General features: G+C 61.3%; 11 protein-coding genes. 4 read left to right on the top strand and 7 right to left on the bottom strand.

The window, feature by feature from the left end; genetic code table 11:
* Positions 1 to 39 precede the first annotated feature (39 nt).
* Positions 40 to 1,308, top strand: a complete 1,269-nt coding sequence (locus tag OP10G_RS23455; protein ID WP_025227993.1) for a hypothetical protein — start codon at positions 40 to 42, stop codon at positions 1,306 to 1,308.
* Positions 1,309 to 1,515: 207 nt separating this feature from the next.
* Here the strand turns inward: OP10G_RS23455 and OP10G_RS23450 are convergent, their stop codons facing one another.
* The 5 genes from OP10G_RS23450 to OP10G_RS23430 form a co-directional block, all read right to left on the bottom strand.
* Positions 1,516 to 2,148, bottom strand: coding sequence for a hypothetical protein (locus OP10G_RS23450; RefSeq protein WP_144241341.1), 633 nt, complete (start codon positions 2,146 to 2,148; stop codon positions 1,516 to 1,518).
* Positions 2,149 to 2,351: 203 nt separating this feature from the next.
* Entirely contained in the window at positions 2,352 to 3,569 is a 1,218-nt protein-coding gene (locus OP10G_RS23445) for a hypothetical protein (RefSeq protein WP_025227995.1), read from the bottom strand.
* Positions 3,570 to 3,648: 79 nt separating this feature from the next.
* Complete coding sequence (hisF, locus tag OP10G_RS23440) at positions 3,649 to 4,410, bottom strand: imidazole glycerol phosphate synthase subunit HisF (RefSeq protein ID WP_025227996.1); 762 nt, start codon at positions 4,408 to 4,410, stop codon at positions 3,649 to 3,651.
* The gene (locus OP10G_RS23435; protein ID WP_025227997.1) at positions 4,407 to 5,240 is read right to left on the bottom strand and encodes a hypothetical protein; all 834 of its coding nucleotides are present in this window, start codon (positions 5,238 to 5,240) and stop codon (positions 4,407 to 4,409) included. Before OP10G_RS23435 ends, hisF begins: the two co-directional genes overlap by 4 nt.
* A complete protein-coding gene (locus OP10G_RS23430; RefSeq protein ID WP_025227998.1) occupies positions 5,237 to 5,449 on the bottom strand; it encodes a hypothetical protein in 213 nt (70 codons plus the stop codon). The genes OP10G_RS23435 and OP10G_RS23430 overlap by 4 nt, the downstream gene beginning before the upstream one ends.
* 69 nt (positions 5,450 to 5,518) lie before the next feature.
* On the opposite strand from OP10G_RS23430, the gene OP10G_RS23425 reads away from it, so the two are divergent.
* Positions 5,519 to 8,665, top strand: a complete 3,147-nt coding sequence (locus OP10G_RS23425; protein ID WP_025227999.1) for a S41 family peptidase — start codon at positions 5,519 to 5,521, stop codon at positions 8,663 to 8,665.
* 248 nt (positions 8,666 to 8,913) lie between these two features.
* Complete coding sequence (locus OP10G_RS27555) at positions 8,914 to 9,681, top strand: prepilin-type N-terminal cleavage/methylation domain-containing protein (protein WP_025228000.1); 768 nt, start codon at positions 8,914 to 8,916, stop codon at positions 9,679 to 9,681.
* 136 nt (positions 9,682 to 9,817) lie between these two features.
* On the opposite strand, the gene OP10G_RS23415 is transcribed toward OP10G_RS27555, so the two are convergent.
* Together OP10G_RS23415 and OP10G_RS23410 are read right to left on the bottom strand one after the other, a co-directional pair.
* Positions 9,818 to 10,393, bottom strand: a complete 576-nt coding sequence (locus tag OP10G_RS23415; RefSeq protein WP_025228001.1) for a hypothetical protein — start codon at positions 10,391 to 10,393, stop codon at positions 9,818 to 9,820.
* An 86-nt stretch (positions 10,394 to 10,479) separates the two neighbouring features.
* Entirely contained in the window at positions 10,480 to 11,283 is an 804-nt protein-coding gene (locus OP10G_RS23410) for a PspA/IM30 family protein (protein ID WP_025228002.1), read from the bottom strand.
* 294 nt (positions 11,284 to 11,577) lie between these two features.
* Between OP10G_RS23410 and OP10G_RS23405 the strand changes: the two genes are divergently transcribed.
* On the top strand, positions 11,578 to 13,923 hold the full coding sequence (locus tag OP10G_RS23405) for a lipase family protein (protein ID WP_025228003.1): 2,346 nt from the start codon (positions 11,578 to 11,580) through the stop codon (positions 13,921 to 13,923).
* Positions 13,924 to 13,927: the final 4 nt, after the last annotated feature.

The raw sequence follows: 13,927 nt of genomic DNA, 5'->3' as shown, positions 1-13,927 counted from the left end.
CGTCCTTACCCTTAGAGGCCAGTGTCTCACCCAACTGCCATGCCTGCCACGCTCTTTTTCGCCGCGTTTCTCCTCTCGCAAAACTCGACTCCGGTTCAGACACCGGCAACCGCGCCGGCCTTCCAAACTCCGATGACGGTCGCGGAGCAAATGCGGCTGGCGATCACGCCCAAGCTGGACGGGGTCATCGAGGACGAGGAGTGGGACCCGCTCGTGTCCGCCGAGGGGCTGAAGGGGTACTTCCAGTGGGAGCCGGGCAAGTTGCACGTCGCCGGGGTTGTCCCGAACGGCCGCGACCTTCTTTTGAGCCTCGATCTCCGCTCCGACGGTTGGCTGGTCGGCGGCGACAACATCGAAGTGCGCATTGGAATGCGCGACGGCCAACCGCGGATCTCAGCGCGACGGGTCGACGCGACGCAGGTGAACGGCCCCCGCTGGATCGACCTTCCCGGCATCGGGATGGCCTCCGCTGTCGCCGCTAAGAGCGACGGTACCAACACGACTTTCGAAGCCAGCCTGAACGACGCGGGCCTCGGCTATTTCCCGACCGACGATCGCGGCCGGATGTCCGTTCGCCTCGACACCGTGGCCGCCGACGCGCCTCCCACCGAGCCGTTCGTGCCCCGAGTTCTCACGCCGGTCCAGCTCAGCTTCACCAGGTCCGCCGCGTTGCCGAACGGTCTGCGGTGGAACGCGGAAGGGACCGGCGAGACGGTCATGCCGGGCGACAACATCCGGATCCGCTTAACGTTCAACGGTACCGATAAGCTCGGCCTTCAGAGGCTGGCGATGCGGAGCGAGGGGCTCGTCCGAGCCGCCACCTCGGAGTCGGCCGTCCCATTCCCGCCGTTCGACAACAAAGGGCGCGCCTTCGTAGACTACAACACCCTGGTCGTAAAGGGGGCCGACCTCGGTTATCGGGTGCTCCGCGCCTCCCTCACCGGGTCGGATGGAGTTACCGGCGTGATGGAGGCCAGCTACCGGGTCGCCCCGCCCCTCGAGGTTCGGCTTGTTCGCGAGCCAATCCGATCGAAGCCTCAGGCCCAAAAGGTCAAGCTGACCTATTACATCAAGTCGTTCTCGCCCTTACGCCGCCAGGTCGGCTCCGTCACCGTGGTTCCGCCGACCGACTTCCACCTGGTCACCGGCGCCGACAGCAATTTCTTCATCGATGCCGCCAAAGGCTCCCTCCGCCGAGTCTTCGAACTCGACATCCCGGCCGGGGCTAAAGGGGTCTACCCGATGTTGTTCCGCGTACAGCGGAACGGACAGGTAACCGAATACTCTGCTTATATTAATATCGATTGATATCCTTGGTTCGCGCGAAGAGCGGAAGGGACGGGGGCGGATTAGATCGCCCTTTCAGGGCTCTTGACGATAGATGATCTTTTAACCAGGGCTTCGCCCTTCGCTTTAGGAGGTCGCGCTTTCAGCGCTAATTGCCCACCCGCTTAATCGCTACGATTGCCCAGGGAGTCACATTTGGATTTTGTGTCAACGGCTCTTCGGGCTCGTCTAACGGACAGGATGAATTTCAAAGCGGGGCTCGAACTTCCCTTCACGTCCCTCGATTTCGCCACCGCCACGTTCGCGGGCGAATCTTTCCGTCATCTCGCGATACGAGCGCTCAGCTCGCGCCCTGACTTCCTGAACGCGCATGTGCTCCTGGTAGTTCAGTTGCTGCTGTCGATGAGCCGCGTATCGTCCATACCATCCGAGGTCTTGGCTCTTGCTAGAGCCAAGACGGTCTACGAGGTAGGACTCCATTCGGGTTCGGGGCGACGACAAGCCGCCCAACTCGTCGATAGCAGAAGCATAGGGCGCGATATTTGTCTTCGGCGCGGCGGGAGCTAGGGTGCGAACGAAGTGGTCAATGTACTCCGTAAGGTCCAGTCTTGGCTGGGAAGGAGGGGGATTTGGCGATGTACTACCAATCTCATGAGGAAAAGCCAGCGAAAGTGCGGGAGCCGTTCCCGAGAATTCCGTCGACGGTTTTCGAGTGGACTCCAGGTTTGCTATTTCATCCTGTAACAGGGCGAGCCGCGCCTGGTACGGATGAACGGAGTCTAAATCGGCAAGCAGTTGGCTGCCAACTTGCTCGACGATGGTCCAATCGGTGCGGCGGGAAGTGTGAAACGGGTTCGCCAACGAGGATGGTATGGACAGCGAGGTCATGGGATCGCCGGGTTCTGGCTCCGGAGTGTATTCCCTGGCGTAGCTGTAGCCGCCCATCCCCGCTTTCTTCTCCTCAACGAGACCGGTCCATTACTTGCGGAATCTGTCGGCTAACGGCTCGTATTCGGACTTGACGCGCCGGTTGGCTGCTTGGCGCTCGGCGGTCAAGGGAGCTTCTATTGCGGAGAGCGACACACCGGCGCGGTCCAATTCGCCGCTCTCGGACTTAGCGCCGATGCGAGAGCCGCACTGGCCGGAGCGGCGATGGATTCCGTCGCCGCCGCATGGGCTTCCTCGATCAGGTCCACTTTCTTGTCTCGCCCAAGCACGCCTTCAACAAATCGTTCTGAGATCTTGTCCAGGCGTTCTCCCAACCGGTCGACGACGACCTCGCCTACCGCCTCCAGGATCTCCTTGAGCAAAGGGAAATTGCCGGCGATACTGGCGTAGAGAAGCTTCAGCTTAGGATTGAGAGCGAGCTTCATTGCCCCGGTCGGAATCTTCGTCGCCAACACCGAGTGCTCTGCTTCGGCAACCTCGACTTGCGCCTTAGCTTCCACGTCGGCCATCTCGCGATCGGCCTGCTCCACCTGCCGAATCGTGAGGTCTTCGTTCCGCGTATCCGGTACCGCGGCCGGGGGAGGAGGCGCCGCCGCGCGATAGGTGGGCGCCGGCGACGCCTCGACTGGTGCTGCCTCGGGGTGAGTCCCGCCAAAGTCGAGCTCGTACGTTCGTCGGTCACGCTCGTAGCTCGCGGTTCGCGCGGCCAGGCCCTGTCGCTTTCTATCTACCTCGCCAGCCACCGGTCGATTGACTTGAGCGGAGCGGTAGACGTCCGCGATCGCCGCATCCTCGGCTGCCTCCTGCGCCCTTTCTCGGAACCCCTCCAGCTTCGAGTGAGCTTCCTTCAGGTGAAGACTGAGATCTTGGGAGAACGCCTTCGATTCGCCGTCGAAGAGCGTGAAGCACGTAAGGAAGGTGATGACGGAGAAGCCGAAGGATACGAGCTTCTTGTACCGGCCGATGGTCTTATAGGCGTTGGCGGCGAGTTCGCCGTGACGCCGAACCACGATCTGGAGCACCGCGAGAACCACCAGAATTCCGAACCCCGTTGCGCCGCCAAGGCGGATGACGCTCAGGATCTTATTCGATTCAAGAGCCTCGAACGTTTCCGCGATTCGGCGAAGCTGGCCCAGAGTTGCAGTGTCGCCGGAGTGGCTCTCCGCCCATCGGATGAGCGCGGCGTAGAAGAACAGTACCAAGCTCATCGGAGCGAGGAAGCTCCAGCCCGCGCCGGCTACCGCCTTGGCAAGCGACTCTTTTTCCGCGATAGCGGCCCACCGCAACGAGGCGATCGCCAACGCAGCCAACACGATTGCGACCACGAGAGTCATACGTAAGTAACAATAGCATAGATTCTGACGGGACGGAATCGCAGCCGTAACGTCTATTTTTGGACGGAAGGCGGGTGGGCTAGACGAGGCGCATCGGCAAACCCGACTCGGCCATGTGCGCCTTTAGGTCGCGGATTTTGTAAAGACCGTCGTGCACGATACTTGCCAATAGCACCGCGTCGGCTCGGCCGTCGCGGACGGCGTCGACAAGATGCTGAGCCGTTCCCGCGCCGCCGCTGGCGATTACGGGGACGTTGACGGCTTCGCTTACCGCTTTTGTCAACTCAAGGTCGTAGCCGGCCTGGGTGCCGTCGCCGTCCATGCTCGTGAGCAAGATCTCGCCGGATCCGCGGCGGACGGTTTCCCTTGCCCATTCCACGGCATCGAGACCGGTCGGTTTTCGGCCCCCGTGGGTGAAGACTTCCCACCCTCCACCCGGCCGCTTCCGCGCGTCGATGGCGGTGACGATGCATTGCGCGCCGAACCGGTTCGAGGCTTCGGTCACCAGCTCCGGATTCTGGATCGCCGCCGTATTGAGCGAAACCTTATCCGCCCCGGCCAGGAGCGCCTCTCGAATATCCTCGACACGCCGTAGACCCCCGCCCACGGTGAACGGGATGAAAACCTGTTCCGCTACGCGTTCGGCCAGCGCGATGACCGGCGCTCGCGACTCGTGGGACGCGGTGATATCCAGGAACACCAGCTCGTCGGCCCCTTCAGCGTCGTAGAACTTGGCGAGCTCCACCGGATCGCCGGCGTCGCGGAGGCCGATGAAGTTGACCCCCTTCACCACCCGCCCATCCTTGATGTCGAGGCACGGAATAAGCCGCACTGAAGTCATACCGAACGAAGCCTCATTATTCGCACCCTGGTAAACGTATCTTTAGCCGGTTCGAAGATAACCCGGAACCGGTCGTCGAACGCCTCGACTTCCAAGCTCTCCGGAAGGATCGGGTTCGACCAGATCCGCCGGATCGTCTCCTCGAGAACCATCCGAACGAGCACCCGCTGATCGGTCGGTGTAGAAGGCGTCTTCAGCTCCTTATGCCCGACCTTTACTAGGCCGCGGGTCTCCGCGTGGCCGTTGTCCAGCTCCGGTTTCCACAAGACCCTCGCATGCACATCCGGGCCGGAGACGTCGGCTTGGTTACGCAGTACATCCTCGAGTTCCGCGCGCATCATTAGCGACTCGGAGCTCACATCGTAGATCAGCTTCGCCTCGCCAAGTTCCGCCACCGCGTCAACAAGGTGAGGAAGGAACTGGAGGTGCCGCGCGTCTTTCAAAGGATCCTCGCTGATGTAGCGGATCTTGACGAAAGCGTTTGCCTCGGCAAGCGCGTTCAATGCTTCCGCGCTCGCATCCGCTCCCGCAAAGAGATCGGGACGAAACGCGTGTGGATTCTTTTTCCGAAGAACTAAAGCGATATGCAGCCGAACGTCCGAAAAGATCAACCCCTCTGCCGTGCCTACCGCCGCGCGACCCCGGTGGGAGTAAGGGTTTTTGCCGATGGTTCGGTCCATCATTGCGTTCTGGTCCGGCATCTTTTCGCCGGGCAGATAGACCCAGTACTCGGTCGTCGCGAGGTAGGGATTCTTCGGCTTCCGGCTTACCAGCAGGTAACTGGCCACGATGCCGAAGACGAATCCGAGGAGCAGGTAGAGCGCGGTCATGGCGCGGTGCCGCGAAGCCAGCAGGTGGCCAGCTCCAGCTCCTCGCCCTCTAGGGTGCTGTAGCAGACGTCGCAGAGCGCCGCCTCATTAACATGGGGCCGGCGACAGAGGAGGCAAGCGTCGATTCTCCGAGCGCTCTGCACCTTGTACCGGTTCCTCAGCGTGAAAGCCAGCTCGTCCCGCCGGATTCCTTCGCTGTTCAATCGCATCGCAAGAGGGTACCGCGATAGCGATGCCGCGAAGAGAGGGGCCTTGGCGTGTATAACGGTATCTATCCTATGTTTCGTATCTCATTCAGCGCGTTATTCTTCGCCTCGCTGAGCGGTTTCGCGGCGGCGCAGTTGCCGCCGCCCCAAGCCTCTCCGTTGGTAGGCGCCCGCTCTCTCGCTCTTAGCCCCGACGGCACGCAGCTCGCGTTTAGCTATCAGGGTGACATTTGGGTGGCCCCCTCGTCGGGCGGCAAAGCCGTCCCTCTCACTAACCATGTCGAGATGGACGACAATCCGATCTGGTCTCCCGACGGAAAGTACGTCGCATTCGCATCCAACCGAAGCGGTAACTGGGATGTGTACATCGTTCCGGCCGGCGGCGGACAGACCCGGCGGCTTACCTACCACTCCGGAAGCGACATCCCGAGCGACTGGTCGCCGGACGGCAAAACGATCCTGATCCGGACGACCCGCGACGACAGCAATAACGGCTTCTACACCATCGACGTAACCAACGGCCGGGCAAACCGGCTGATGTTGGACATGATGCCGGTCAGCAATCCCCGGTTCTTGCCGGACGGCAAGTCGATCGTTTACAACCGGTTCGGCTTCCCCTGGGTCCGCTCGCGGTACCAGGGTTCGGCGGCCGCCCAGCTCTGGCGGTACGACCTGACGACCCAGAAGCGGGAGAAGATCCGGGACACCGGATTCCAGCATCTCTGGCCAAACCCGTTCCCGGACGGCAAGTCGGTCTATACGATCACCGTCACCGAGAAGACCCCGTCGACCGCGCCGATCGGCAAGAGCGTGGGGAAGAACGTCGATAACGTCAACCGCACCCCGAACGTTTACGCCGTCGCTATGAACGGCGGCGCCCGCCGACTCACCAGTTTTATCGGAGCCCCCGCCCGGTTCCTCACGGCAGCCAGTAAATCGGACGCGGTCGCTTTCGAGGATGACGGTGACGTCTATCTGATGGCCGGCGGCAAAACGCCCCAAAAGATCGCCCTCACCGCCAGCATCGACGACAAAACGACCCAGGAAGAGCGGCTCGTGCTTACCAATGGCGCGGAAGACGCGGCTCTCTCGCCGAAGGGAGATAAGTTCGTGGTCCAGGTCCGCAGCGAGCTGTGGCTCGTGCCGACCAAGAAAGGAAAGGGGCCGAACGCCGACGATGCGGTGCAGCTCACCGACTGGGCCGGCACGGACGAGCAACCGCTCTGGGCGCCGGACAACAAGACGCTCTTCTTCGTGAGCGACCGTAACGGAGCCGAGCGGCTCTACTCGATGAACACCGAGACGAAGGCGGTCACCGCAATCACCAACGCCGATGCCGACGTCGAGCAGCTTCGCCTGACGCCCGATAAAACCAAGGTCAGCTTCTGGATGACCGGCAAGGATGGCGGCCTTTTCACCGTTCCCGTCATCGGCGGAACTCCGACGCGGGTCATCAGCCATCCCGGAGATTCCAAGTTCTATAACTGGTCGCCCGACGGGCGCTACGTCGCGTACTCCGAGACGCTGCTCCGATCCGGTTACTACTACTGGGAGTCGACGCAAAACATTTACGTGTTCGACACGACCACCGGCAAGTCGACCAACATCACCAAGCTAAGCGCCCAGCACACTCAGCCGACCTTTACCCCCGATGGCAAGTATCTCCTCTTCCGGAGCAACCGAAGCGGGGATGCCGTCTACCTGGTCGCTCTTCATCCGGAGGATGTGCCGACGACCGAGCTCGATCTGAAGTACACGAAGCCGACCGGCCCGGTGAAAGTCGACATCGATTTCGACGACATCGAGAGCCGCCCCCGGCAGTTCCTCAACATGCCGGTCCAGAGCGAAATTCTGGTGGACCCGGCCGATGGCGCCCTGTACTTCTTGAACAGCGGCGACTTATGGAAGGCCCCCTTTAACGGCGACGAGCCCCGGAAGGTAACCAACAGCGGCGGCTTCAACGCCATCACTTGGAACGACGACCAGACCAAGGTGGTGGCGCTTCGATCGGGTCTCCCCGCCATCGTCGAGATCCACCAACCGGGAACGCCGGTCAACGTCACCACCTTCCGCGCCGATTGGACCCACGACCTCCGCAAAGAGCGGGAGGCCGCTTTCAACGAGTTCTGGCGCACCTACAACCGCCGGTTCTACGATCCTAATTTCCACGGCCGCAACTGGACCGCGCTCCGCGACCGATACCGGAAGTATCTGCCGTCGATCGGTCACCGAAACGAGATGGCGACGGTGCTGAACATGCTCGTGGGCGAGCTCGAGTCCTCGCACTCGGAAGTTTCGGCGGCGCCGGGGAATCCGAGCAGCCAGACGAGCGCCCACCTCGGGTTTACGTTCGACTACTCCTATCCCGGCCCGGGGATCAAGATCAAGGATGTTCCGGCCCGGTCACCCGGCAGCTACGCTAAGTCGAAGCTGTCTCCAGGCGAGATCGTCCTCAAGATCAACGGCAAGGACGTCTTGCCGGACGAGGTGCTCTACCGGGATGTGCTGAACGAGCAGGTGGGCCGTGAGCTGACTCTGCAGGTCCAAGGGGCCGACGGCAAAACGCGTGAAGTGAAGTACCGGGCGATCAGCTCGGGCGCCTTCGCGGGCATCGTGCAGGGGAACCGGCTCGAAGCTCGGCGCAAGTACGTCGAGGAGAAGTCGGGCGGCCGGCTAACGTACGTTCACATCGCCGGTATGGGCGAGGGTGAGTTCCAGCGGTTCAACCAGCAGGTCTGGCAATACGCCGAAGGGAAGAAGGGGCTGATCATCGACGTCCGAAACAACGGCGGCGGCAACACCTCCGACCGAATCATCGACGTGCTGGAGCGTCAGCCGAACTCCTACTACCAAGTTCGAGACGAGCCGCTGCAGCTCGGCCCGGGGCAAGCGTTGGGAGTTCCGATGGTCGTGATGATGGCGGAGTCGAGCTACTCCAACGCCGAGATGTTCCCGGCGGCGATGAAGTCGCGCAAGCTGGCGACCTTGGTGGGCCGCCCCACTCCCGGCTACGTCATCTACACCGGCGGTGGCCGCCTGGTAGACGGCACCAGCATCCGCCTCCCCGGCACGGGCGCGTACCGGCTCGACGGAACCCCGCTCGAAGATAACGGCGTGATCCCGGACTACGACGTCCAGATCACCCCGGAGGAATACTTTGCCGGGAAGGACCCGCAACTCGATAAAGCGATCGAGGTGCTAATGTCGCAAACCAAGTAACTCTCCGAGCCCCCTCTCCCTCCTTCGGATGTTCGTGCCGAACGAGGGAGAGGGGGTTGGGGGTGAGGGAGTCCGATCCGGAAGGACCGCCGCTCTCCAGAGCGGCTCCCTCCGGATGGCGAACTTACGTTCGCCACATGGGCGGGCCGCCCATGCCACGCCGATTCCCGCGCACTTTTCGCCACCACGCCCCGTCATATTTCCGGCCCTACGATACAATGGGCTGTCTTTTTCCCCGGTGATTCTTTATGCAATCCGTCCGCCGAGCATTTACTCTGATCGAACTCCTCGTCGTCATCGCGATCATCGCGATCCTTGCCGCTATCCTCTTCCCGGTCTTCGCCCAGGCGAAGGAATCGGCTAAGAAGACCCAGTGCCTCAGCAACGGTAAGCAGACCGGCACCGGCCTGTACCTGTACGTGAGCGATAGCGACGACATGTTGCCGATGGCCAACTACCCGTCGACCTATGTCGGACCTCCTTTCACCGTCTTCGCCTGGCACGCCGGCGAAGGGAAGGCCGAGCTGAACTGGGCCGACCTCCTCCTGCCCTACACCAAGAACGTGGACATGTTCAAGTGCCCCGACGACAACAGCGGCGCGGCCGACTGGCCGAAGGGAAGTGGAGTGAAGGTAACCGGTAAGCCGCTTAGCTACGCCCTCAACCAGTTCTTCTTCAAAAAGCCGACCGGCAACTTTTTCTCGTTGACCGGCGGCGATATGGGTTCGATCACGACCCCCTCGAGCAAGGTCTTCATCATCGAGAGCCAGTCGAACTCTCACTATGAGCTAATGGCCCCGAATCGCTGGAAGGCGCCCGACGGCCACTCGATCTTGGACAGGCACTTGGGCGGTTCCAACTACGTCTTCGCGGACACCCACGCGAGGTACCGCAAGATGCCGGCATCGTACAAGTCGCTCCCCACTTCGGGATGGCCCGCCGACATCAATACCGTCGACACGCTCAACATGCCCCAGTGGTTCCCCTGGCTGGACAACGGCGACGAAAAGTGGTGATCGCTTAACTGCGGAGGTGAAGTAGCATCGGCTCCCAGCCGATGAACCTTAACGACCATCCTGGTCGTGTGAATGGTCCCAAGGGCAGGGATGCCCTTGGGACCCACTGGCAAGATGCCAGTGCCACGATCGGCGTTTACTTATCGAACGAAATGTCGATGCCGGGCATCAGACGGGCTCCGTTGTTCTGCCGCCCTTGCAGGCTGCGCCCTTGCATTCCGAAGAACCCGACCCCGGTGATCGTCGCCTTTTGATTAACGTCCTGCGGCATCGGAGTCGGCCCGAACCGCTTGGCGAGCATGTTCCGCACATGCTGAATCTGCTTGATCAGCTTGCTCTTGGGGCAGAGCCGCGGGTCCGGAACCTCGACGACCGTACGCGCGCCCGACGCGCCCTCGATCACCATATAGTAGTCGCCGTCCGCTCGCAGGATGATCTGCTTGATGGTGGCGGTCACCTGCCACATCGTATTCTCCAGCGGCCCGATCCGGCGGTTCTGGTACTCCGCTCCCTTTGAATCCGGCTGTAGGGCCGGGGGCCGCACCGCCGCCAGTAGATCTTCGACGGTCGTCTTCACCGGCGTTTTCGGAATCGTCGCCGCCGCCGGATCGAGCGCCCTCTTGATCGCAATCCGCGCTCCCTCTCCTCTTTGGCCAAATGCCGAAGCCATGGCGACGATCGTGAGAAGAGCAACTGCGGAAACTCGGTTCATGAACCGTATGGTATCCCACACGATCCATAAAAACGACAAGGGTGGCGGAACCGGCCGGTTCCGCCACCCTTGTCGTTTTTATTCGACTACTGTCCCTTAAGCCGTCGCTCGAGCTCTTCGATCTGCCGCTCGGCTTCGGACTGAGCCGCCGCTTCCGCGGGAGCGGGAACCGCGCCGGGAGCCGCGGAGACGGAAACCGTTTGATCCGTGGTGACCGGCGTCACCGGCTGGCGAAGGCCGAGGCGCTCTTCCAGCTTGGCAAGCTCGCTCTCCGCTTCCATGTCGCGCGTCTTGTCTTCCATCGACATCACGCGCCCCTGGAGCGACGTTCCCATCATCTCTTGACGAGCCGCCGCTTCGCTCTGCGCCTCGCGGATCCGCTCTTGGGCCGCGCCGAATCCCTCGAACTGGTTCTCAAAGGTGAGCCCTTCGAGCGCCTTGGAGATCGAGTTCTGGATCTGCGCTTGCTTCCACTGGGCCTTCATCGCGAGCGCCTCGGCGGTCTTCTTGCGGACCTCCTCCTCTTGACGCTTGATCGCGATCTTGACCTGGTCCACGGTCGCCACGGCTTGCTCGTACGACTGCTGGAGCGTGGCGATCGTCGCGTCGTGGTTCATCTTCTCGCGCATGAACTGAGTCGCGAGCTCGCGGTCGCCCTGCTTGAGAGCCATGGTGGCTTGGCTTTCGAGCTGAGCCGCCTTTTTTCGCTCGTCGTCCAGCATCATCTGGAGACGATTCTTTTGGGTGATGGCCTGAACGGCCCTCTCCTTATTAGAGACGAGCGCGCCCTGCATATCGCGGCGCGCCTGATCGAGCATGATGTCAGGGTCCTCGACCTTGTCCATCGTGCGGTTGAAGACGGCCTTAAGCCAGTTGAAGAAACGCTTCATGGGTGGATGTCGGCTGCCGCTAGAGGCCGCCCCGATTATAACACGCTAGGTTCAACTGAGGTTGCGTCAACGTTTTTCCGCTAGGACCTTGCGTCCGTTGAACGTTGCACGGGCAGCCAGCATGAAGTTCGGGCCCTCGATGCGCCGCCGAGGCGCGGAGCTATCGCCAGGATTTGTCTCTCAAAACAAAGCAGGATGTTCCGTAAATCACGCAGATTTCGATTTTTATGTTATCTTAGTTATATATCGCGATCAGCAACGAACGTGCTGCCTGAATCCGATAGAAGGAGAATCATGCACTGGAACTTCCTGGTCCAAGAGCCTCACATCGATTCGCAAGGGTCTGTCCGGCTCAAGGATATGGACTCGGATCGGCGCGCCGAATGGCGGACGTTCCTAACTCGGAAGGGCCACTTCCCGCCTCAGGGCGTTTCTGGGCAGATAGAGCAATTGGAGGAGGCCACAAAGAGGTTCCAGAAGGAAGACGGTGCGAAGGTGACGGGCAACTTGGACCGGGAGACGGTCGAAAAGGCGCTGACCGATCCATTCTGGCCGGGGGTTACGATTCGCCCGGGCGCCAACAGCGACTTTCGCCGAGATCGGCCGTTCTTTCTCATTCCAGTGCTGGAGAGCCGATTTCCGTTTCAGAACCAGATCATTGCCGACCAGGTCAAGGCTTACGTTCAGCAGATCGGTAGTCAGAACATTTCGGACATCTTCGTGGTGAGTCACGGTTGGCACCGCAACTACCTCGGCGGCGTTCAGGCCTACGATCGCCTCGTCAGCCGATTCTCGATGCTTTGGCGGAGAGGGAAGTTTGGTGTCGACGAGCAATACCGTCCGCTATTCCTCGCCGTCCATTGGAACTCCGACCCCGGCAAAGACATTTGGCTCGACCGCGCGGGGCGCCGCGATAAAGCGTCCTTTCTGGAACTCGTTGAGCGCACCTTCGAGCCCAATCCGACGTTCACGGCCCAAAAGAGCGCGGGAGACTTGGTCGACGACTTCGAACACTTGTTCGAGCAGCTCGCTTGCAACGTCCTCCCCGACACGGAGGCGCTTGCCTCCGATCCGGCAAGCCTTCACACGCTAACTCAAGTGCTCAACGCCTATAAATACCGGGGCGTGGAGCAGCGGCCGACCTTGGACGAGAAGGTCTGCACGCTCTGGCGCTGCTATTGGGAGAGCCAGGCGAAGGGCTTTCTCCTCGATCAAACCGAGAAGCCGAAGCCAGCCGGCGATTGGCTGACCGGGATCGGCACCTTGGGCAAGTTCCTACTGGCGGTGGTCGGCTTGCCGGCCATCGCTGGGTTCATTTGGAAGCTCGTGTCCAAGCGCAAGAGCGGTCAGACCGGTACGTCTTGGCTGGATCAGGCCGTCGACAAAGTCGGAAATGCGCTCTCGCAGATACCTTGGTGGGAACAGATGACGGGCACCGGGCGAATCGTTATCGGCGTCATCACCTGGGTCGCCGTCAGTTTCCTGATCCTCCTGATTTTCCAGATTCTCTATCGGCGAAAACGCACGATCGCGGGGCGCACTCAGCCCGCGAAAGGATTCCCATTCATCCAGGTGGTCGCTTGGATCGGCCCTCAGTTACTTTGCCTGACGCCGATCTTGATTTTCCTGCTCTTTACTTTCCTCTTCCGCACCCCGGTTTCTCTGCTGGCCCTCGCCGCCTTTGCTTATGGACCCCAAAACTTTTGGGGATACGTGGCAGGGGCGGCTTTATTGGCCATCTGCGCCATCGTTTCGTGGATTGCCGCCAAAGCGGAGAAACCTCTGTCTGGGGTTTTCCGCGAACGGCTGCTCGACGAAGGGGACCGGGCGCGAAACGCCCGCGATATCCTTGCCGCGATCGCACGAGCGCCGGTTCGACTGGTTCAATCCACCGTCGGTCCGGACAGTTCGGTGCGTGCGATGACTTCGATGCTCGACAATCAGCTCGCATTCTTTGCCATGCAGCGGAAGGGAGTTCAAGCGGGGGTTGAGCTGGGCCAGTTTGTCCGCAAGCTTGTTACCGCATGCGATTTGGGCGAACGGCCGCTGCACCTTATCGGGCACAGCTTTGGGGGGCTGGTCGTGGTAAACGCGGCCCGCACGATCGTGGGGACGCGGGCGAAAAGTAGCCGCTGGCACTCGTTCGCGGCGATCTTCCGTCCCCAGATGAAAGCGAGGAGCGGCGCGCATCCTGGGCACCGGATTACTTCTCTTTGCACCGTTCAGGGGGCCATCGCCTCGAGTTGGTACACCGGTGAGGAGCATCTGCTCACCCACACGGATGGCGCGATCGCCAGTATCTTCACTGGCTACGACACCGCAAACGGGGTCTACTACCCGCTTGCGAACAACGGCCGCCTCGCCGCCGGCTATCTCGGCATTTGTCGCCTCGGTGCAAAGGGGCTTGGCGGATTCCGGGAGGCGACGTACATCGGCAGGAACGGAGAGTTCTCGATGGTGGTCGACCCGCCCGACCTATCCAAATATAGTTTCCCGACGGGGCCTACCCTTCTGAATATCGATGCCAGCCGCATCTGCTACGAAGGAAACCCGGCCGCCGGCGGCGGCCACGACGACGTCTTCAAAGACGACGTCGTGAACCTAATCTGGTCTGTAACCCGCCTCCGTCCAAGACCGTAGGTCG

Origin of the sequence: Fimbriimonas ginsengisoli Gsoil 348 (genome assembly GCF_000724625.1) — a bacterium.
GTDB lineage: Bacteria > Armatimonadota > Fimbriimonadia > Fimbriimonadales > Fimbriimonadaceae > Fimbriimonas > Fimbriimonas ginsengisoli.
This window is presented reverse-complemented; position numbering and strand designations above follow the sequence as displayed.